Origin of the sequence: Sulfitobacter sp. HI0040 (genome assembly GCF_001634885.1) — a bacterium.
Classification (GTDB): Bacteria; Pseudomonadota; Alphaproteobacteria; order Rhodobacterales; family Rhodobacteraceae; genus Sulfitobacter.
This window is the reverse complement of record NZ_LWEX01000457.1, coordinates 1-20,605: the sequence shown is the minus strand read 5'-3', so window position 1 is coordinate 20,605 and position 20,605 is coordinate 1. Positions and strand designations below refer to the sequence as shown.

General features: G+C 64.3%; 24 protein-coding genes. 14 read left to right on the top strand and 10 right to left on the bottom strand.

The window, feature by feature from the left end; all coding sequences use genetic code 11:
- Positions 1-10 precede the first annotated feature (10 nt).
- Complete coding sequence (locus tag A3728_RS18885; protein ID WP_067927426.1) at positions 11-802, top strand: enoyl-ACP reductase FabI; 792 nt, start codon at positions 11-13, stop codon at positions 800-802.
- An 81-nt stretch (positions 803-883) separates the two neighbouring features.
- Here A3728_RS18885 and A3728_RS18880 read toward each other — a convergent pair whose 3' ends face one another.
- Complete coding sequence (locus A3728_RS18880) at positions 884-1,996, bottom strand: THUMP domain-containing class I SAM-dependent RNA methyltransferase (protein ID WP_067927423.1); 1,113 nt, start codon at positions 1,994-1,996, stop codon at positions 884-886.
- 145 nt (positions 1,997-2,141) lie between these two features.
- On the opposite strand from A3728_RS18880, the gene A3728_RS18875 reads away from it, so the two are divergent.
- Positions 2,142-2,507: a hypothetical protein gene (locus A3728_RS18875; RefSeq protein ID WP_067927420.1), complete on the top strand. Its 366-nt coding sequence runs from the start codon at positions 2,142-2,144 to the stop codon at positions 2,505-2,507.
- A 10-nt stretch (positions 2,508-2,517) separates the two neighbouring features.
- On the opposite strand, the gene A3728_RS18870 is transcribed toward A3728_RS18875, so the two are convergent.
- On the bottom strand, positions 2,518-2,946 hold the full coding sequence (locus A3728_RS18870) for an FKBP-type peptidyl-prolyl cis-trans isomerase (protein WP_067927417.1): 429 nt from the start codon (positions 2,944-2,946) through the stop codon (positions 2,518-2,520).
- A gap of 184 nt (positions 2,947-3,130) precedes the next feature.
- Here A3728_RS18870 and A3728_RS18865 point away from each other — a divergent pair, with 184 nt between their 5' ends.
- The 9 genes from A3728_RS18865 to A3728_RS18825 all read left to right on the top strand — a co-directional run bounded on the left by A3728_RS18865 (position 3,131) and on the right by A3728_RS18825 (position 12,389).
- Entirely contained in the window at positions 3,131-3,814 is a 684-nt protein-coding gene (locus A3728_RS18865) for a haloacid dehalogenase type II (RefSeq protein ID WP_067927413.1), read from the top strand.
- 37 nt (positions 3,815-3,851) lie between these two features.
- A complete protein-coding gene (locus A3728_RS18860) occupies positions 3,852-4,826 on the top strand; it encodes a threonine ammonia-lyase (RefSeq protein ID WP_067927410.1) in 975 nt (324 codons plus the stop codon).
- 42 nt (positions 4,827-4,868) lie between these two features.
- Positions 4,869-5,657, top strand: a complete 789-nt coding sequence (gene pcaD / locus A3728_RS18855) for a 3-oxoadipate enol-lactonase (protein WP_067927409.1) — start codon at positions 4,869-4,871, stop codon at positions 5,655-5,657.
- A gap of 32 nt (positions 5,658-5,689) precedes the next feature.
- Positions 5,690-7,015 carry a lyase family protein gene (locus tag A3728_RS18850; RefSeq protein WP_067927408.1) on the top strand — a complete coding sequence of 442 codons (1,326 nt, stop codon included), beginning with the start codon at positions 5,690-5,692 and terminating at the stop codon, positions 7,013-7,015.
- Between the two features lie 3 nt (positions 7,016-7,018).
- The gene (locus tag A3728_RS18845) at positions 7,019-8,218 is read left to right on the top strand and encodes a TCR/Tet family MFS transporter (protein WP_067927407.1); all 1,200 of its coding nucleotides are present in this window, start codon (positions 7,019-7,021) and stop codon (positions 8,216-8,218) included.
- 92 nt (positions 8,219-8,310) lie between these two features.
- Positions 8,311-9,399 (top strand): Zn-dependent alcohol dehydrogenase, encoded by a 1,089-nt coding sequence (locus A3728_RS18840; RefSeq protein WP_067927406.1) that lies wholly within the window; start codon positions 8,311-8,313, stop codon positions 9,397-9,399.
- A gap of 28 nt (positions 9,400-9,427) precedes the next feature.
- A complete protein-coding gene (tmpA, locus tag A3728_RS18835) occupies positions 9,428-10,573 on the top strand; it encodes a 2-trimethylaminoethylphosphonate dioxygenase (RefSeq protein WP_443069120.1) in 1,146 nt (381 codons plus the stop codon).
- Entirely contained in the window at positions 10,570-11,160 is a 591-nt protein-coding gene (tmpB, locus tag A3728_RS18830; RefSeq protein ID WP_067927404.1) for a (R)-1-hydroxy-2-trimethylaminoethylphosphonate oxygenase, read from the top strand. The genes tmpA and tmpB overlap by 4 nt, the downstream gene beginning before the upstream one ends.
- Positions 11,157-12,389: a mandelate racemase/muconate lactonizing enzyme family protein gene (locus tag A3728_RS18825; protein WP_067927402.1), complete on the top strand. Its 1,233-nt coding sequence runs from the start codon at positions 11,157-11,159 to the stop codon at positions 12,387-12,389. Before tmpB ends, A3728_RS18825 begins: the two co-directional genes overlap by 4 nt.
- Positions 12,390-12,422: 33 nt before the next feature.
- Here the strand turns inward: A3728_RS18825 and A3728_RS18820 are convergent, their stop codons facing one another.
- The 3 genes from A3728_RS18820 to A3728_RS18815 all read right to left on the bottom strand — a co-directional run bounded on the left by A3728_RS18820 (position 12,423) and on the right by A3728_RS18815 (position 14,692).
- Complete coding sequence (locus A3728_RS18820; protein ID WP_067927400.1) at positions 12,423-13,268, bottom strand: fumarylacetoacetate hydrolase family protein; 846 nt, start codon at positions 13,266-13,268, stop codon at positions 12,423-12,425.
- Positions 13,265-13,399, bottom strand: coding sequence for a hypothetical protein (locus A3728_RS23880; protein WP_269084768.1), 135 nt, complete (start codon positions 13,397-13,399; stop codon positions 13,265-13,267). Before A3728_RS23880 ends, A3728_RS18820 begins: the two co-directional genes overlap by 4 nt.
- A 69-nt stretch (positions 13,400-13,468) precedes the next feature.
- Entirely contained in the window at positions 13,469-14,692 is a 1,224-nt protein-coding gene (locus A3728_RS18815; protein ID WP_067927389.1) for an acyl-CoA dehydrogenase, read from the bottom strand.
- 98 nt (positions 14,693-14,790) lie between these two features.
- On the opposite strand from A3728_RS18815, the gene A3728_RS18810 reads away from it, so the two are divergent.
- Complete coding sequence (locus A3728_RS18810) at positions 14,791-15,696, top strand: LysR substrate-binding domain-containing protein (protein WP_067927386.1); 906 nt, start codon at positions 14,791-14,793, stop codon at positions 15,694-15,696.
- A 105-nt stretch (positions 15,697-15,801) separates the two neighbouring features.
- Positions 15,802-16,146 carry a hypothetical protein gene (locus tag A3728_RS18805; protein WP_067927383.1) on the top strand — a complete coding sequence of 115 codons (345 nt, stop codon included), beginning with the start codon at positions 15,802-15,804 and terminating at the stop codon, positions 16,144-16,146.
- 59 nt (positions 16,147-16,205) lie between these two features.
- On the opposite strand, the gene A3728_RS18800 is transcribed toward A3728_RS18805, so the two are convergent.
- From A3728_RS18800 to A3728_RS18780, 5 genes are all read right to left on the bottom strand, one after another.
- Positions 16,206-17,171, bottom strand: coding sequence for a DNA topoisomerase IB (locus A3728_RS18800; protein ID WP_067927380.1), 966 nt, complete (start codon positions 17,169-17,171; stop codon positions 16,206-16,208).
- Positions 17,172-17,175: 4 nt separating this feature from the next.
- A complete protein-coding gene (locus A3728_RS18795) occupies positions 17,176-17,391 on the bottom strand; it encodes a DUF2945 domain-containing protein (RefSeq protein ID WP_067927377.1) in 216 nt (71 codons plus the stop codon).
- Positions 17,392-17,550: 159 nt separating this feature from the next.
- The gene (locus tag A3728_RS18790; RefSeq protein WP_082851183.1) at positions 17,551-18,345 is read right to left on the bottom strand and encodes an ABC transporter permease; all 795 of its coding nucleotides are present in this window, start codon (positions 18,343-18,345) and stop codon (positions 17,551-17,553) included.
- Positions 18,338-19,105: an ABC transporter ATP-binding protein gene (locus A3728_RS18785; protein ID WP_067927373.1), complete on the bottom strand. Its 768-nt coding sequence runs from the start codon at positions 19,103-19,105 to the stop codon at positions 18,338-18,340. Before A3728_RS18785 ends, A3728_RS18790 begins: the two co-directional genes overlap by 8 nt.
- 63 nt (positions 19,106-19,168) lie before the next feature.
- Positions 19,169-20,188, bottom strand: a complete 1,020-nt coding sequence (locus tag A3728_RS18780) for an ABC transporter substrate-binding protein (RefSeq protein WP_067927370.1) — start codon at positions 20,186-20,188, stop codon at positions 19,169-19,171.
- On the opposite strand from A3728_RS18780, the gene A3728_RS18775 reads away from it, so the two are divergent.
- A partial coding sequence (locus tag A3728_RS18775; protein ID WP_150120885.1) for a hypothetical protein occupies positions 20,187-20,605 on the top strand: 419 nt, incomplete at its 3' end. The two genes, A3728_RS18780 and A3728_RS18775, sit on opposite strands and share 2 nt — an antisense overlap.

The window sequence follows — 20,605 nt, the reverse complement described above, 5'->3', positions numbered from 1 at the left end:
GCGCAGCGCCATGTCGGACATGCTCAAGGGAAAACGCGGCCTCGTCATGGGTGTCGCCAACGAACGCTCCATCGCATGGGGGATCGCAAAGGCACTGGCCGAAGCGGGGGCGGAACTGGCCTTTACCTATCAGGGTGAAGCCTTCGGCAGCCGCCTGAAACCGCTCGCCGAAAGCGTGGGCAGTGACTTCATGGTGGACGTGGATGTGACCGACGACGCGTCACTGGAGGCGGCCTTCGCCCAGTTGGGTGACCGCTGGCCCAGCATCGATTTCGTCGTGCATGCTATCGCCTTTTCGGACAAGTCCGAGTTGACGGGCCGGTTCCTGAACACCAGCCGCGCGAATTTCAAACACTCCATGGACATCTCCGCCTACAGCTTCATCGAAGTCGCCCGGCGGGCCCATCCGCTGATGAAGGAAAATGGCGGCACGCTGATCACGCTGACCTATCAGGGCAGCAACCGGGTGGTGCCGAACTACAACGTCATGGGCGTCGCCAAGGCCGCGCTGGAGAGTGCGACGCGCTATCTGGCGAACGACCTTGGCCCCGAAGGTATCCGCGTTAACGCGATCTCTCCCGGGCCGATGAAGACCCTCGCGGGCGCGGCCATCGGCGGGGCGCGTAAGACCTACAAGCACACCGACCAGAACGCCCCCCTGCGCGCCAATGCGACGCTGGAGGCGGTCGGCGGCACGGCCGTCTACCTGGTATCGGACGCCGGCGCCTGCACCACGGGGGAGATCATTCGCGTGGACGGCGGTTTCCACGTACTGGGGATGCCGCAGCAAGAGCACCTCTGAACCCGCCGGGCTGACAGCGAATTGCGGGAGCGAGGGGCGCTGCCCCTCCCCCTCCCCGAAGTATTTCCGATCATGAGAAGCTCAGCGGAGCTTGTCGGTCTGCCAGAGCCAGACCTTCATGCCGCCATGGGCGATGGGCGGGCCCTGCGGTTTCCATGGCAGGCCCGTGGCCCGGGCGAGCGCGGGTTCGCTGGTGACCAGCCCGACGCGCCAGCCGCGAAACCTTTCCTTCATCGTCTGGCCAAGGGTCGCGTAGAGCGGATAGAGCAGCTTCTTGTTGCCGATCCGGCCGCCATAGGGGGGATTGACCAGCACCAAACCCGGGGGGCCTTCGGGCGGCGTGACCTCACCCGCCCCGTGACAAGCGAAGGAGCATAGCGCGGCGACCCCTGCGCGCTCCGCGTTGGCCACACTCATGCGGATGGCACCTGCGTCACGGTCGGAGCCGAAAAAGCGTGGGGATCCCCCGGGCACCGAGGCCCCGGAAACGGCACGCATATCCTCCCAGGTTTCGGCATCGAAAGACGCAAAGGATTGAAACGCGAATTCGCGCGTTCGGCCCGGGGCGAGGCCGGCGGCAATTTCCGCCGCCTCAATGGGAATCGTACCCGATCCGCACATGGGGTCCACCACGGGTTCGCGGCCATCGTAGCCGCATTGGCGCAAAAAGGCCGCCGCCATGGTTTCGCGCAGGGGGGCCTTGCCGACAGCCTGCTTGTGCCCGCGCTTGTGCAAGGCTTCGCCCGTGGTATCGAGGCTGAGGGTGACGCGGTTGTCCTCGATCCGGACCTTCAGGACGAGTTCCGCTGCCGCATCGACCGTAAATCCGTGAGAGTCGCGCAGCGCCGTTTCGATCCGCTGGGCGGCGGCACCGGCATGGTAAATCTTGGACTTCCGGCTCGTGACCTGCACCTGCAAGGGGACCTCCGCACGCAGCACTTTGCCCCATTCGAACCGCCGGGCGCGCTTGTCCAACTGGGCAAGGTGGAATGCCATGAAGCTGCCGATCCGCGCCAGGACCCGGGTTGCGCAGCGCAATTCCAGATTTGCGCGCCAGACCTCGGGCCATCCTCCCCTGATGGTGACCCCGCCATTGTTCGCTGTGGGATCGGCGAATCCCTTCTCCTGCGCTTCGGCCAGCAAAGCGGTTTCCAGCCCCGGGGGACAGACGAGGTAGATTTCGAATTCATCCATACGGGCTGTCTATGCCCTGCCTTACAGGGAGAGAAGGGCAAACCGCCCTACTTGCGCCACGAAGCCCACGAACCGTGCCGGAAGAAAGGCGAAGAATTAATGCGAAAGCCATCGTTCTTTCACGATTCGCCTTCAGGATGGGGTCATGCCACTGATATTGTCATACCGCCAAAAAAGGGAAAGCGACCACCGGAACCGGGCCAAGCTGGCACGCAGGCTTGGCAAATTGTCCGGTCTGGCCCTGTCGATCACCATCGGCGTCACCCTGCAGAGCGAACCGGAACTGCGCGAGGCGCTGCGCGGCATCGCGATGCCGCAGGCCGCAATCGCCGCCACCCAGCGCGACGGCGACAAGGCGGGTCAACGTGCGGAAGTGGGCACGCAGCCCTATCAGCTTGCCCAACGCGCGGCAGGCTCTCCGCGACTTGTCATGCCAGTCGCGGCAGTCATCACCCCCGCCGCTGCCGGTTTCGCAGCGCGCCAGATTCCGGCGCGCTACGTTCTTCGCTGACGATTGCCGATCAGGCGATCTTTACCACTTCGATATCGAACTGAAGATCCTTGCCAGCCAACGGGTGGTTCGCATCAAGCGTCACGCTCGCCTCATCCACGGAAACGACCGTCACCGGCATCGCCTGCCCATCGGGCGTCTGCATCTGCAACTGGGTGCCCGGTTCCAGCGGAATGTCCGCCGGGATGCCTTCCCGCGGGATGGACTGCTGCATTTCGGGGTTCACCGGGCCATAGGCTTCGGCGCTGTCGACCTTGACGGTCTTGCGCTCACCTTCGTTCATGCCGGGCAGCGCATTGTCGAGCCCGGGAATGATCTGGCCCGAACCCACGACGAATTCCAGCGGGTCGCGCCCTTCGGAACTGTCGAACGTCGTGCCGTCCTGCAGGGTGCCTGTGTAGTGAATCTGTACGGTATCGCCTGATTTGACCTCAGCCATCTGAATACTCCGGAATATAAAGGAAAAAGGGGGGAGGCCACGTATCTGCGCGGGTGCTCCGATTCGGCACGCACCCTGAAGAAGTTGACCCCAAGAGTAAACCCCTGCCCCGGACCGCGCAATTTCCGCTCTTTTCCCCGCTTCGGCCCCATGACAGTCTGGCGGTATCAAAAAGGGAGCCGGTATGCCCGTTACCACCTGTATCTTCGACGCCTATGGTACATTGTTCGATGTCAGCGCCGCCGCAAGGCGCGCGGCCTCCGAACCGGACCACAGGGATATCGCGGACGACTGGCCGCGGATCGCGGAATTCTGGAGGCAGAAGCAGCTGCAATATTCGTGGATTCGGGCGATCACCGGGGCCCACACCGATTTTTGGCAGGTCACGCAGGACGGGCTGGACTGGACGCTGGAAAAAACCGGCCACGCCAGGGATGCCCAATTGCGCGAAAGGCTTCTGGCACTCTACTGGGAGCTTCAGGCCTATCCTGAGGTGCCTGCCATGCTGGCCACGCTGAAGCAGGCCGGGCTGAATACCGCGATCCTGTCCAACGGCTCCCCCGGCATGCTGGAAGGTGCGATCAAATCTGCCGGTATCGGCGACATGCTGGACGATTGCCTTTCGGTCGAAAGCGTCGGAATTTTCAAACCGAACGGTCAGGTCTACGATCTGGTGACGGATCGTTTTGGCTGCACCAAGTCAGAGGTGCTCTTCGTATCGTCGAACGGCTGGGATGCAGCGGCGGCGAAAGGCTATGGTTTCGTGACAGCTTGGGTCAACCGGGGTGGCGATCCGGTGGATCGTCTGCCCTGGAAGCCAGACAGCGTACTGACCGATCTTTCGGGAATCCCGGATCTTGCGGCCTGAGCCGCGTGACGATGGACCGAGGCGTGAAGGAAATGGAATGAACATCGAAATGATCCGGGCCGCCGCCGCGCGGCTCGCCGGACATGTGCGCGAGACCCCATTGCTCAATGCGCCGTTGCTGGACGAAATCGCCGGGCGGCGGGTCTGGATCAAACCGGAATGTCTGCAGCATACCGGCAGCTTCAAGTTTCGCGGTGCCTATTCCGCGCTTTCGGCGCTGGCGGAAGAGGTCCGCGCCAAGGGGGTCATTGCCTATTCCAGCGGCAATCACGCGCAGGGTGTCGCGCTGGCCGCGCGAATGCACGGGGCCCCGGCGGTCATCGTCATGCCCGAGGATTCGCCGCAACTGAAGATCGCCAATACGCGCGCCTATGGCGCCGAGGTAGTCCTCTATGACCGGAACAGGGAGAGCCGGGAAGACATCGGCGCCGAACTGGCGCGGACACGGGGCCTCACCCTGATCAAACCCTATGACGAGCCGCAGGTCATCGCGGGCCAGGGCACAATGGGGCTGGAGATTGCGCGGCAGGCCGCCGCACTGGGCATCACGCAGGCCGATGTGGTGATCTGCTGCGGCGGGGGCGGTCTGACGTCCGGCACAGCACTGGCGTTCGAGGCCGAAGCCCCCGGGCTGCGCGCCCGCCCGGCGGAGCCCGAAGGGTTTGACGATACCACCCGGTCGCTGGCCGCAGGGCGCATTCTGCGCAATCCCGCCATGGGCGGTTCCATCTGCGATGCCATCGTGACGCCGCAGCCCGGGGATATTACCTTTCCCATCATGCAACGGCTGGCCGGGCCGGGCATCGCTGTCACCGACGCGGAGGCATTGCAGGCCATGGCTCATGCCTTCAACCGGCTGAAACTGGTAGCCGAACCCGGTGGCGCCGTGGCGCTTGCGGCGGTGTTGTTTCACCCCGAGGCCTTCGGCGATACTGAAAAGGTGATCGTCACCATTTCGGGCGGAAACGTGGATGCGGACATCTTCGCCCGGGCGCTGGAGACGTTGCACTAAGCCGCGCAGTTCAGGGCGCACCACCACGGAAGGGAGATCACCATGCATCTTTTCGACACCGGCGAGGTCCGGCTGCACTACCGCGACGAGGGCCCGCGCGATGGCCCGCCGGTCGTTTTCGCGAACTCGCTGGGAACAGACATGCGCCTGTGGGATCCGGTGCTCCCCCATCTTCCCGAAGGTCTGCGGATTATCCGCTATGACAAGCGCGGGCACGGATTGTCGAGCTGCCCGCCCGCCCCCTATGCCATGGGCGCACTGATCACCGACGTCGAACGCCTGCTGGATCACCTGAACGTACGCGAATGCGTGTTCGTGGGGCTGAGCATCGGGGGAATGATCGCGCAGGGGCTCGCCGTCAAACGGCTCGACATCGTGCGGGCGCTGGTTCTGTCGAACACCGGCAGCAAGATCGGCACCCGGGCAATCTGGGCCGAGCGGATAGACACCGTTCTGCGCGACGGTATCGAAACCCTTGCCGATGCGGTCATGGAACGCTGGTTCTCCAAGGAGTTCCGGGACACGCCCGAACTGGAGCTGTGGCGCAACATGCTGGTCCGGCAGGAGCCGCAGGGCTACGCTGGGTGTTCCGCCGCGATCTCGCATACCGATTTTATGACCCCCACAAGCGGGCTGCGCCTGCCTGCACTCGGCATCGCGGGCACCGAAGACGGCTCCACCCCGCCCGATCTGGTGCGCGAGACGGTAGAATTGATCCCGGCCAGCAAGTTCGCCCTGATCCGCAAGGCGGGCCATCTGCCCTGCGTCGAACAGCCCGAGGAATACGGCCGTATCCTCACCGATTTCCTCAAGGGGGTGGGGCATGTCTGACCAGTTGTTCACGCGAAAGGGACGGCGCTGACATGGCGGCTTCGGTTTTCGACAGCCCGCTTTTCGCGCGCCTCTTCGACACCGGCGAGACGGGGCGGCTGTTTTCCGATACGGCAGCGATCCGGGCGATGCTGCTGGTCGAAGGTGCGCTTGCCAAGGTGCAGGGCAGTCTCGGCGTGATCCCCGAGATCAGTGCCGCTGCCATCCACCGGGCGAGCCTTGAAATACAGATCGATCCCGGGGCGCTGGCCGCCCCCACGGGCGAAAACGGCGTTTGCGTGCCGGGGCTCGTCGCTGCCTTCCGCCAAGAGATGCAGGCCCCCGAACACACGCAATACGTCCATTGGGGGGCCACCAGTCAGGATATCATCGACACAGGGCTGATGTTGCGCCTGCGGCAGGCGCTGCTGCTGGCGGAAACCGACCTACGCGCCATCCTCGGCACGTTGGGGCGGGCCGCGGGTGAACACGCCAGCCTACCGATGCCGGCCCGGACATGGGGGCAGATCGCCACACCGACGTCATGGGGGGCGGTCATCGCAGCCTTCGGCGCGCCCTTGGCGGATGCCTTGGAGGAATTGCCTGCGCTGCGTCAGGGCGCGCTCTGGGTGTCGCTCTCTGGCGCGGCGGGAACGGCCTCTGCCCTTGGTCCGCAGGCCGGGGAAACCCGCGCCGCACTGGCCGGCGCGCTCGGGCTCGTCGATCCGGGGCGAAGCTGGCACACCGACCGCACCCCGATCCTGCGCATCGCGGACTGGCAAGGCCGCGTAACCGCAGCTTTGGGCCATATCGGGCAGACGTTGCTGGGCCTCACTGCCAGCGGCGTGGAAGAGGTGAGCCTCGGCGCGGTGGGCGCATCCTCCACCATGCCGCAGAAACAGAACCCGGTAGGGCCCTCGGCGCTGGTGGCGCTCGGCCACCAGTTCACCGGGCTGCGCGCGGGCCTGCAGGCCGCCGCCGCGCATCAACACCAGCGCGACGGGGCGGCATGGTTCGCCGAGTGGATGATGGTCCCGCAACTCACGCTTACCTGCGCGGCAGCACTCGGGCAGGCGAACCGTCTGACCGCCAGCCTCGGCCCGCAACCCATCCGGATGCACGCGACGCTCGACGAAGGGATCGGGCTTGTCCATGCCGAGGCGCTGAGTTTCGCGCTGACCGACAGGATGCCCCGGCCCGAAGCACAACAGGTCACCAAGCGGCTCTGCCGCGATGCACAGGAAAAACGCGTACCGCTGGCGGAACTGGCAAGGGCCGACTACCCCGACCTGCCTCCAGACCTTTTCGATCCGGCCCGCCAGATGGGCGAGGCCCCCGCGATGGCCCGTGCCTTCGCCGAACGGGTCGCGAAACTCTGATCCATGCGCGCGGCGACGGTCTTCATCCTGATCACCGTGGTGATCGACGCCATGGGAATCGGCTTGATCGTACCCGTGATGCCCGACCTTATCCGCGAGGTGACCGGGGGCGATCTGGCGCGCGCGGCGGTCTGGGGCGGCGTGATGGCTACCAGTTTCGCCGTGATGCAATTTCTCTTCAGCCCGGTGGTGGGCGCCCTGTCGGACAGGTTCGGGCGCCGGCCGGTGCTGCTGGGCTCACTTGCCGTGATGGCGGCGGATTACATCGTCATGGCGCTGGCGGGGACGATCTGGCTGCTGCTACTGGGCCGCCTTGTGGGTGGCGTGACAGCCGCGACACAGGCGACCGCTTCCGCCTATATGGCGGATGTCACCCCACCCGCACGGCGTGCTGCTGCCTTCGGCCTCATCGGGGCGAGCTTTGGCGTGGGCTTCGTGCTGGGCCCGCTGATTGGCGGGCTGCTTGCAGGCTACGGCACCCGCGCGCCGTTCTGGGCGGCGGCGCTGCTTGCGTCAGGCAATGTCGTCTTCGGCTGGTTCGTTCTGCGCGAAACGGTGACGCGGGCGAACCGGCGCCCGGTGTCATGGCGGCGCGCCAATCCGCTGGGCGTCGTACGGCATCTGGGCCGTCTGCCCGGGCTGGGCCGGTTGCTGGGGATCTATTTCCTCTATCACGTGGCCTTTGCCGTCTTTCCCGCCGTCTGGGCCTATTTCGCGCAGGAGCGGTATGGCTGGGGCCCCGGAACAATCGGCATTTCGCTGGGAGTCTACGGTACCGCGATGGCGCTGGTGCAGGGCGTGTTGATCCGCCCGCTGCTGACCCGTGCGGGAGAAGCCGGTATCGTGCTGGCGGGGTTCTTCTTTTCCATTCTCAGTTACACGCTGCTCGCCTTCGTCGGATCGGGGGGCATCGCGCTGGTGCTCACGCCGCTTGCGGCATTGGCCGGGGTCATTCCCCCCGCGTTGCAGGGCATCATGTCCCGGAGGGTCGGCGCGGATGCACAGGGTGAACTGCAGGGCGCACTCACCTCGGCGTCTTCGCTTGCGATGATTCTTTCCCCGCTTGCGATGACATGGTCCTTTGCTGCCTTCACCCGGACGGGCGCGCCGGTCTACCTGCCCGGCGCTCCCTTTCTGCTGGCGCTGGGGCTTTCACTGCTGGGGCTTGCGCTCTTTCTCAGAAGGGCGCGAACAGGCAGCTGACGGTTGATTTACCGCAAGAGGCAAAAGCCGCTTGCGTCACTGGCGCGGAACGGCCACCTTCCGCCCCTGAACGAGACCTGAAAGGAACTGCCGTGGCCCTGATCAAAGCCGCCGTCTGCCATGAGTTCGGCACCCCCCTCACTATCGAAGAGGTCGATCTGCGCGCCCCCGAAGGCAGCGAAGTCGAGGTCGAACTGGATGCCGTGGCGATCTGCCATTCGGACATCTCCTTCGCCGGCGGCGCGTGGGGCGGATCGCTTCCGGCGGTCTATGGTCACGAAGCGGCGGGGCGCATTTCCGCGGTCGGTCCTTCCGTCCGGGGGCTCGCGCCGGGTGACAGCGTGGTCGTGACACTGATCCGCGCCTGTGGCACCTGCCCCAGCTGTGCCAGCGGCAAGCCGACGGTATGCGAAACGCCTTATGACGGCGACGCGGGCCCCCTCAAAACGAAGGACGGCGGCAAGCTGCATCAGGCCATGGCCTCCGGCGCCTTTGCCGAGAAGGTCGTCGTCGAACAGAACCAGGTGGTGAAGATCGGGGACGATATTCCCAAGGAGTCCGCCAGCCTTATCGCCTGCGGTGTCATCACCGGGGTCGGCGCCGTGGTGAACGCGGCCGGATTGCGCACCGGGCAGGACGTGGTGGTGATCGGCGCCGGTGGCGTTGGCCTCAACGCCATTCAGGGTGCCCGGATCGCCGGTGCACGGCGGATCGTGGCCGTGGACATGAGCGAGGAGAAACTGCAGATCGCCCGTGAATTCGGCGCGACCGACGGTGTGCTCGCCACCGGCAAGAGCCCTTGGCGTGATGCCAAGAAAGCCATGGGCCGGGGTGCCGACGCGGTGATCGTTACCGTCGGTGCCATTCCCGCCTATGACACCGCGCCGCGCTACCTTGCGGGTGGCGGCAAGGTCATCATGGTGGGTATGCCCCATTCCGGCGCGATGTCCACCTATGAACCCGTAATGCTGGCGGCGACAGGTCAGGGAATGGTCGGCTCCAAGATGGGCGACGTGGTCGTGCAGCGGGACATTCCGTGGATGGTTGACCTTTACCGTCAGGGACGCCTGAAGCTGGATGAGTTGATTTCCGGTCGCTGGACGCTGGACCAGATCAACGAAGCCATCGAAGACACCAAGACAGGCGCGGCGCGGCGGAACGTGATTATCTTCGACCGCTGAATCTTGCCGCCCCGCCGGAAAGGAGAGCATGGCCATGCAACTGACCGAAGCGACGCTGCAATCCGGCGGGGACATACTGGCGCTGACCACCGCCGCCGGGGAACGCCTGCGGTTCCATGCGGTCTGGCTGCGCGACAACGCGCAGGAAGACTGGGCGCGCGACCCCGGTAACGGGCAGAAACTGACCACCCTTGCCGACCTGCCAAAGGACTGCCGCCTGAGCGATGCGACACTGGAGGGGAAGTCGGTCACCGTCACCTTCGCCGCCGATGATCGCAAGGCGCGGTTCGACGGCGACTGGCTTGCCGCCCATGCCTACGACAGGCCGCAGCCGCGCGAAGCGGGCCGTCTGCCCGAGGGCGCGAAGGCTTGGGACAATGCGCTTAGTGATGATCTGCCGTCTTCCGATCTGGCGGCATTGCAGGACCGGGGGGAGGCCTTGCGCAGCTGGCTCGCCGCACTGCGCCGCTACGGGGTGGCCAAGGTCACTGGCCTGCGCAAGGAACCGGGCGCGCTTTTCGATGTTGTCGATCTTTTCGGCCATGTGCGCGAAACCAACTATGGTCGGCATTTCGAAGTCCGGACAGAGGTGAACCCCGTGAACCTCGCCTACACCGGGCTTGGCCTTCAGGCCCATACCGACAACCCCTACCGCGATCCGCAACCGACGGTGCAGGTTCTTTGCTGTCTCGAAAACAGCGCCGAGGGCGGCGACAGCATGGTGGTCGATGGTTTCGCGGCCGCCCGCCGGCTGCAGCAAGAGGACCCCCGCGGCTTTGATCTACTGTCGCAGCATTGCGCGCGGTTCAGCTACACCGGCTCCGCTGGCGTGGCGCTTCACGCGCGCCGCCCGCTGATCGAGCTTTCCCCCGACGGTGTTCTGCAGGCGGTGCGGTTCAACGCGCGTTCGGCGGCACCCTTCACCGATGTACCCTTTGACCGGATGGCCGATTATTACGCGGCCTACCGGCGCTTTGCCGCGATCATCGACGATGAGGCGATGCAGGTCAGGTTCAAGCTGGCACCGGGCGAAGGGTTCGTGGTGGACAACACCCGCGTGCTGCATGCCCGCAAGGGCTACAGCGGGTCGGGCACGCGCTGGCTGCAGGGATGCTATGCCGACAAGGATGGCATCCTCTCCACTCTCGCGGCACTGGAAGGAGCCGCGGCATGAATACGACCGAGACGCTGACCACCGGCACCATCGTCGAGTTCATAGGCGACATCTTTGCCCGCAGGGGCGCCGAAAGCTATCTGGGCGAACGTGTGACCATGTCACAGCATATGCTGCAGGCCGCGCAACTGGCAGAGGAAGCCGGTGCCTCCGAACGCACCATCGTCGCGGCACTGCTGCATGACATTGGCCATTACACCAATGAATTCCCCGACGACGCGCTGGCACAGGGCACCGACAACCTGCACGAAGAAGCGGGCGCGCGGGTGCTTGCGCCATTCTTTCCCAATGAGGTGACAGACCCGATCCGCCATCACGTGGCGGCCAAACGCTATCTCTGCGCCACCGACCCCGCCTATTTCGACAAGCTCAGTCCGGCTTCGGTACATACGCTGAACCTGCAGGGCGGGCCGATGGATGCCGATGAAGTACGGCGCTTCGCCGCTGAGCCGAATCTGGATGCGATCCTTCAGGTCCGGATCTGGGACGACGCCGGCAAGGACCCGGCCCGGCAGACGCCTGGCTTCGATCACTACGCGCCCATGATACAACGGGTCGCGGACGCGCACGCAGGGGGGACCCCATGAAGCTACAGGATCTCGGCATCATCGTCACAGCGCCCCCCGCACCGGGCTGGGGCGGGCGGTACTGGATATTGGTGAAGCTCACGACCGACAGCGGTGTGACCGGTTGGGGGGAATGCTATGCATCCTCGGTCGGTCCCGAGGCGATGCGCCACGTGATCGAGGATGTCTTTGCCCGCCACATGCAGGGCGAAAACCCGGAAAACATCGAACTGATGTTCCGCCGGGCCTATTCCTCGGGCTTCACCCAGCGACCGGACCTGACGGTCATGGGCGCTTTCTCGGGTCTGGAAATCGCCTGCTGGGACATCCTCGGCAAGGACCGGGACCGCCCGGTGCATGCGCTCATCGGCGGCCGCATGAACGAACGGGTGCGCGCCTATACCTACCTCTATCCCCTGCCCCATCATGACATCACCGCGTTCTGGACCTCCCCCGAAATGGCGGCAGAGGCGGCGGCGGATTGCGTGGCGCGGGGCTATACCGCGATCAAGTTCGACCCCGCGGGCCCCTATACCCTGCGCGGCGGCCATATGCCCGCGATGGCGGACATTTCCCAATCCGTCGCGTTCTGCAAGGCGATCCGCGAAGCGGTAGGCGACCGCGCCGATCTGCTCTTTGGCACGCACGGCCAGTTTACCACCGCCGGGGCGATCCGGCTGGGGCAGGCGCTGGAGCCATACAGCCCCCTCTGGTTCGAGGAACCGATCCCCCCCGACAATGTCGCCGAGATGGCCCGCGTCGCGGGAGCGGTGCGCATTCCCGTCGCCACGGGTGAGCGGTTGACGACCAAGGCGGAATTCGCCCCGATCCTGCGCGCAGGCGCGGCAAGCATCCTGCAGCCTGCGTTGGGCCGGGCGGGCGGCATCTGGGAAATGAAAAAGGTCGCCGCAATGGCGGAGGTCTACAATGCCCAGATGGCCCCGCATCTCTATGCGGGACCGGTTGAATGGGCGGCCAACATCCACTTCGCCGTCTCCATCCCCAACCTGCTGATGGCCGAAACCATCGAAACCCCGTTCCACGATCAACTGATCCGGGGCTGCATCCGGGTGGAGGACGGTTTCGTTACCGCACCCACTGCCCCGGGCCTCGGCATCGATGTGGACGAAGACCTCGCCCGCGCGCATGCCTACACGGGTAACGAGCTGCATCTGCAGATGCAGGAAGACCCCTGCAATTACGTCGAGGGCAATACCTTCGCCGGGGGCGCGCCACCGCTGGAGGAGTAACGCCCGCCATGGTGCAGCGGGCGCGGAGAGGTGTCAGCCGTCGGCCACCACCTTCTGACGCTGCCTACCCATGCCCGCGATTTCGCATTCCACCACGTCGCCGGCCTTCAGATAGAGGGGCGGCTTCATTCCCATGCCCACCCCCGGCGGCGTGCCGGTGGAAATGACATCCCCGGGATGCAGCGTCATCAACTGGCTGAGATGAGAGATAATCTCGGCCACCGAAAAAATCATGGTTTCGGTACTGCCGGACTGGCGCGTCTCGCCGTTGACGGTGCAGGACATCGTCAGCGCCTGCGGGTCCGGCACCTCATCCGTCGTGACGAGCCATGGGCCCAGCGGGCCGAAACTGTCGCAGGATTTGCCCTTGGTCCACTGCCCGGTCAGCTTGGCTTGAAAGTCCCGCTCCGACACGTCATTGATGACGCAATAACCGGCCACGTGTTCAAGCGCGTTTTCCGCGGAGACGTATTTGCAACGGGTGCCGATCACCACGCCCAGTTCCACTTCCCAATCTGTCGCCGTCGAGCCCCGCGGCAGTACGAGATCGTCGTTCGGCCCGCAGATAGCCGAATTGGCCTTGAGAAAGAGGATCGGGTGTTCAGGGATCGCCATGCCCGCTTCTTCCGCGTGATCGCGGTAGTTCAGACCGATACAGAGGAACTTGCCCACGCCGCCCACGCAAGCACCGATGCGCGTATCGTCGGGCAGGACCGGCAGCGTATCGAGGTCGAGCCGCGACAAGGCCGCGAGGCTGGCGACCGACAGCGCAGGGCCGTCCACATCCGCGAAATGCTCCCCCAGATCGCGCAGTTTGCCTGCGTCATCCAATATCGCGGCACGCTCCCGCCCCGGTTCTCCTACCCTCGCTAACTTCATGTTCGTGACCTTTCGAATGCGGCCCAGACGGCCTGGAAACCGGCGAAATCGATCGATCCGCCTTCGACGGCATCCAGCACGATCCGCTCCGATTCGAAAAGGGTAGCGATGGCGGTTTTCAGGCTTGGCATGACTTGCCCAAGTGGGCGGACCGGCCTTACCGCTCCACCCTCTTTACCAGTCTGAGTCAATTTTGCAGATCAGTAGAACGCTTGCAGCCCAGTCTGCGCCCGTCCGAGGATCAGCGCATGGACATCGTGGGTGCCTTCGTAGGTGTTCACCGTCTCGAGGTTCATCATGTGGCGGATCACCTGAAACTCGCCGGAGATACCGTTGCCGCCATGCATGTCCCGGCTCATCCGGGCGATATCCAGCGCCTTGCCGCAGTTGTTGCGCTTGACGATGGAGATCATCTCGGGCGCGGCATTCGCCGCATCCATGAGCCGCCCGACCTGAAGCGACGCCTGCAAACCCAATGCGATCTCGGTCTGCATATCCGCCAGCTTCTTCTGGAAAAGCTGCGTCTGGGCGAGCGGCTTGTCGAACTGCTTGCGGTCCAGCCCGTACTGACGGGCAGCGTGCCAACAGAATTCGGCTGCCCCCATCGCGCCCCAGCTGATACCGTAGCGCGCCCGGTTCAGACAGCCAAACGGCCCCTTCAGCCCCTGCACATTGGGAAGCAGCGCATCTTCGCCCACCTCCACGTTGTCCATCACGATTTCGCCGGTGATGGAGGCGCGCAGCGACAGCTTGTTGCCGATCTTCGGCGCGCTCAGCCCCTTCATGCCCTTTTCCAGCACGAAGCCGCGGATCTTGCCGCCGTGTTCTTCGGACTTCGCCCAGACGACGAAGACATCGGCAATGGGCGCGTTGCTGATCCACATCTTGGAGCCGCTGATGCGATAACCCGTGTCCGTCTTGACGGCGCGGGTCTTCATGCCTGCAGGGTCACTGCCCGCGTCCGGCTCGGTCAGCCCGAAACATCCGATCCATTCCCCGCTGGAAAGTTTCGGCAGATATTTCTTGCGCTGCGCTTCCGACCCATAGGCATAGATCGGATACATCACGAGGCTCGACTGCACGGACATCATGGAGCGATAGCCAGAATCCACGCGCTCGACCTCGCGCGCCACCAGACCGTAGGACACATAGCTGCCGCCCAGCCCGCCGTATTCTTCCGGAACCGTGACGCCAAGAAGCCCCATTTCGCCCATTTCACGGAAGATTTCCGGGTCTGTCTGCTCATTGGCAAAGGCTTCGATAACCCGCGGTTGCAGCTTTTCCTGCGCATAGGCACGGGCGCTTTCCTGGATCATCCGCTCATCTTCGCTGAGCTGGTCGGACAGGCGGAACGGATCCGCCCAGTCGAAATTACCCAGATCGGGGGCATCCTTGGCTTTCAGGATGGGTGCTTCGGCATTCATGGCATTTCCTTTCAAAGGCTGCGTTCAGGGACCAGTATTGCAAATCCGGGCCGATAACTCTATCGATGCTTTATTCTGAACCTATGAGTAAAAGTCATATGTTGGCCCCGCGCAGGTTTCTGCCCTCGATCTCGGCGCTGCTGGCTTTCGAAGCTGTCGCGCGCCTGGGATCAGCCACAAGGGCGGCAAGCGAACTGGCCCTGACCCAAAGCGCGATCAGCCGCCAGCTCAAGACGCTCGAAAGCCAGTTGGACGTCCGCCTGCTGGACCGGCAGGGTCGGCAACTGGTCCTGACGCCGGCGGGGCAGCAATACGTGCTGCGGGTCCGCGATATCCTCGCCCAGCTCGCACAGGCATCGCTATCGGTGCGGGCCAACCCGCTTGGCGGCACACTGAACCTCGCGATCCTGCCCGCCTTCGGCATGCATTGGCTGGCCCCCCGCCTCAAGGATTTCGGGCAAAGCCATCCCGAAGTGACGGTGAACCTTTCGACCCGGTTGCAGCCCTTCTCTTTCCAGGGCAGCCGGTTCGACGCTGCCATCCATTTCGGGTTCGAGGATTGGCCGGGCGTCGATTACCTGCCGCTGATGCCCGAAACCGTGGTTCCCGTCTGCGCCCCCGGCCTGATCGCCGAACCGATCGATTCGGCGGAAGACATGCTTGCCCATCCGCTGCTGCATCTGGAAACGCGCCCGCGCGGCTGGGCCCGTTGGCTGTCGGCCCATGGGATCGATGAAACGCCGCAAACCGGCATGATGTTTGACCAGTTCTCGACCATGGCGCAGGCCGCGATCCATGGCCTCGGCGTGGCATTGCTGCCGACGTTCTTCGCCCGGCCCTATCTGGCGGAGGGGCAGCTGGTGCTCGCGTCGCGGCATACCACCCAGAGCATCGGCAGCTATTATCTTGTCTGGCCGCAGGAGCGCGAAAAGTCAGGGGCGCTCACCTCGTTTCTGGACTGGCTGCACAGCGAAGTCGCCCAGCAGGATGACACTGCTGTCTGAGCATCCGGCCCGCGAAACAAGGCTACCCGCCTCATTTTTGCCCGATTCAGGTTATACGAAAATGTGTCCGATACCGGGTGGGGCCGTTTCGCGAGGAGCACCATGATGTCTCATAACATGCGCAATATCCGCTTCGCATTGGCAAGTGCGGCCTTCCTGACAGGAGCAAGCGGCGCCCTGGCCGAAGTGCACGAAGTCCAGATTCTCAATGGCGCCTATTTCCCGCCCACGGTCTACGCAAAGACCGGCGACTCGATCGTCTTTTACAACGCGTCCTTTTCAGAGCATGTGGTGGGTGCGCCGACTAAGGAATGGTCGAGCGACAAGATTCCCGTTGATGGCAGCTTTACCCTGCTGCTGGACGAAACAACCCCCGCCCGCTTCGAAGGCGAAGCCCATGACGCGACCTATATGGAAGGCGAAATCGTCCTGACCGCCGTGGTGAATTGAACTGAAAGATCCGAGATAAGTAACTCCTTAGCCACCACCCGTCGGTGGCCGGAACCTGATCAGCACTGCTCCAGATAGGTCAGCATGCGCCGTTCCGCGGCGAAAAGGCCCGTCATGCCCTCCGGCTCAAGCGTCAGCGGGTCCTGCCCCGCCAGTTCAATGACAGACGGGTGGATATAGCTGTTGCGTGCAACAGTCGGCGTATTCGACAACCGTTCCGCCGCCGCTTCGGCCATCGCCTTGATCGTCGCGGCCCCCTTTTCCGCGATCTCGAAGGCGGCAAGCGTCCCTGCCCAGGTGCGGAAGGTCTTGGCAGTCACCCCCTCCTGCCCCGCGGCCTCCGCGATATAGCCGTTCAGAGCCCCTGAATTGAGCGAACGAACCTCCCCCCCGTCATCGACCCATGTAAGAAGCTCTGCCCCGGGAAGGTCGGCGGTTTTCTCCAACACCCGTGCAAGCGTCCGGTCCTTCATTTGCCGGCGCACCTTCTTGCCGCCCTTGGCGGTGTAGCGCAGCTGGATCGTATCGCTCTCCAGCTTCACATGTTTGCGCCGCAGGGTAAGTGCGCCATAGGTGCCGTTGGCCTCGGTATAGTCGGGATTGCCGACCCGGATGGATGTCCTGTCGATCAGCGCCACGGCACTGGCAAGCGCGAAGATACGATCCCCCGCCTCTTCCTCCAGATCCTTCAGCACACGCCGCCGCAAACGCGGCAAGAGGTGACCGAACTCTGCCAGAGAGGCGAATTTCGTCTCCGACTGATGCGCGGACCACTCCACGTGATAGCGATATTGCTTGCGCTGCCGGGCATCGATCCCGGTCGCCTGCAAATGGCCGTTGGGCAGCGGGCACATCCACACGTCTTCATAAGCCGGCGGGACGGCCAGCGCCTCCAGCCGTTCCCGCTCCGGGCCCCGCGCGATGGTGGTGCCGTCGGGTGCCCGATAGGTGAAACCCCGCCCCCGGCGCAGCCGGGTGATCCCCGGCTGTGCGTCCGTGTAGTAAACGAGGTCCGCCGGCACCACGGTGTCAGGCCTTGCGCACTTCGGAAGACAGCTTCAGCACCCCGTCCCCGTCTTCCTGTTCGATATAAAGCGCAGGATCTTCGTCGGAACCGTCCCGCGTGATCTCGCTCCCCTTGATCTTTCGGGTGATCTTCTGGGTGTAGGTCTTCTGGACCTTACCGCTTCCGGTCCCCTTCCCCCAGTCCCACTCGACCCGGTCGCCTTCGCTGTATTTCGCCATTCGATGCCTCCGTAGATACGCAGGCATAACCCGGTGCGCGATGCGCCGGTTCCACGCCACCCGCCCATGCGTCGGCGGGTCGCAACCCAAATTCGGGATGCACCTGGCCTTCACCCTTTCGGCAATACTCCGGGGGTCCGGGGGCTGGCCCCCGGTCCATCAGACCCGCCAGCGCAACACCCTGCGTTCGACCGCCGCAACCGCGGCGCTCACCAGAACCCCGAGAACGGATAGGATGACCACCCCGGCGAACAACCTTTCCAGATCATAAAGGCTGCCCGCTTCAAGGATATAGGCTCCGATCCCGTGTTGCGCGCCCAACATCTCCGCCGCGACCAGCAGGATGATGGCGATGGCAAGGCTGATCCGCAGGCCCGATAGGATACCGGGCATGGCCCCGGGCAGGACGATCTTGCGCACGATCGAACTCCACCGCAGGCCAAAGCTCTGACCCATGCGGATCAGCGTGCGGTCCACGTTATCGACGGCGGCATAGGTCGCCACCACCGTGGGTGTGAAAGTTCCGAATGCGATCAACGCGTATTTGCTGGCCTCATCAATGCCGAACCAGATGACGAAGAGCGGCAGCAAGGCGATCTTGGGGATCGGAAACAGGGCCGCGACAAGCGGGGTCAGCCCTGCCCGCACATGGCTGAATAGCCCGATGGCAACCCCGATGGAAACGCCGAGCACCACCCCGATGCTGGCCCCCACCGCCAGCCGGGTGAGCGAGGGCACCAGATGGGCAAACAGCATGCCGGAGTCGTAAAGCTCCACGAAGGTCAGCGCCACATCGCTCGGCCGGGGCAGGGTCAGCGCCGAAATCGCACCCGTGCGCGTGCCCCATTCCGCCAGCGCCAGCAACAGGACGAATACCGCAAGGCCGATCCAGCGCCGGGGCCGGGATACGAAACCGCCCCCGCGAAAGGGAACCTCGCGCGCGCTTTCAGACATCCATCAGCTCCGCGTCCGCTGCCGCGGCCTCATTCCGCATGAGAGACCACAGATGCCCCTGTGTTGCCTCCAGATCCGCATCCCCCGGCTGCCTCTCGGCCAGCGGGCGGTCCAGTTCGACGATCTCCCTGATCTGTCCCGGCCTACGGGACAGAACGACGATGCGGTGGCCCAGCCGTACCGCCTCTGACAAATTATGGGTGACGTAGACAGCCGTGAAAGGCTCCCGGGTCCAGAGCGTGATCAGATCGTCCATCAGCAATTCGCGGGTCTGACTGTCGAGCGCGCTCAGCGGCTCGTCCATCAGCATCACCGCCGGATTGACCGCCAGCGCCCGCGCAATCGCGACGCGCTGTTTCATCCCGCCCGAAAGCTGCTTTGGCAGGGCATGCGCGAAATCCGACAGTTTGGTGCGCGCCAATACGTCGGTCACGATGTCTTCCCTCCGGTCGCGCCCCAGCCGGTGATCCTCCAGCACGAGGGAGACATTTTGGGCGACGCTGCGCCAGGGCAACAGCGCGAAATCCTGAAAGACATATGTCAGCGCGTTGAGACAATCCGGCGGCGGCGACCCCACCTGCAGCACCCGCCCCGCGCTGGGGCGTTCAAGCCCGCCCAGTATGCGTAACAAGGTTGATTTGCCACAGCCCGATGGCCCCACGATACAGACGATCCGCCCCGACGGAATATCCAGCGTGATATCACGCAGAACTTCGGTATCGCCATAGAGATGGCTCACATGATCGAGGCGCAGGTCCATACCGCTCTTTCCGATACCGGGGGGCGGACTGCAACCACCCGCCCCAAAACCGGCAGGCGTAGGTCAAACGCCCAGCGTCTTGACGTATGAGGTATCGATCAGGGTCTCGAGCGTGATGTCCGCATCCACCAGCCCTTCGGACTGGAACCAGCTCAGCTGATCCGCGATAGAGGCGACGTTCATCGCGGCCCCTTCGTTCAGCCGCATGGTACCGTTGATGATCGACGGCGCCGCCTTCTCCCTGGGCCTGTCGGTATAGACGTATTGATGGATCAGATCGACCATGGCCATGACACCGTCTTCGCCGCCCGACTTTGTGATCATCGCATCGTTGTAATCGGCCACACCCTTCGAATAGGCCCCGATGAAGTCCTGCGTCATCTGCTGTTCACTCTCGGCATTCTTGGTAGAGGTGAAGACGGTCGTAACCTGATAGTCCGGCAGATAGGTCGCCACGTCGCCGATGATATGAACGGCACCTGATTCCGCCAGCGGCTTTGCGATATGGGGCACGATGGACCATGCGTCGATCTGCGCGGATTTCAGGGCGCCGATGATGGCACCGACCTTCTGCAGCGGCTTGTAGGTCAGGCTGATGCCTTCCGCCTCGGCCATCTTGGAACCCATGTAGTGGAAAGAGGACCCCGTCTGCGTGACACCGAAGCTCTTCCCGTCGAGCAGCCCGGGCGCCGTGATCCCGGCCTGATAGGCCGCATCGGACACAAGAAACTTCTGCCCGTCGATGCCGACTTCTTCCTGCAATGCGCCGCCGATCACCTTGATCGCTCCCTTCTGCGCCAACGAGACGAGCCCGCCGGAAATCGCGGTGATGGCGTAGTCGACATCGCCGCTGGCGATGGCCACCGCCATGGGCTGCGCGGCGTCGAAGAACCGCAGTTCCACATCCAGCCCGGCCTCTTTGAAATAGCCGCGCTCCACCGCGACGAAGCTGCCCGCGTGGCTGGTGAAACGCAGCGCGCCCACCGTGATCTTGCGCGGCTGGGCCAGCGCCGGTGCGGCAAGACCCACAGCCGTTGCAGCCCCCATTGTCAGCAGGGTCTGGCGACGATTGAACACTGTCATGTTGAAACTCCTCCTATGGTCCGGATCATGTGACCGGGTGCCCGAAGCTGTCAAGCGGCGGTCAGACACGGGGACGCTGGCATTAGCCGCTGGCCTGTGGCACCTCACAGGGATGAAGTTCTTTTCCGACAGGCGACGCCCCGTTGATCTCGGGCCCTACCCCCTCGAACGGCTGCGCCGGGTGGCGGGCCTGCCGGCGGGCGCGCCACCCAGCCGCCTGCCTGTCCCCCGGTTTTCCCGCCCGGATACGCCCCAAAACATCGCCAACGCCATGCGTCCCTATCAGGCGATGATGGATGCGCTGCGGGACGGCAAGGCCAATCCCGCGCGCGCCGACATCCCCACGGACCTGACGGCGCGCGCCCGTCACATCAAGGCCTTCGGATATTTTCACGACGCGTCGATGATGGGCATCTG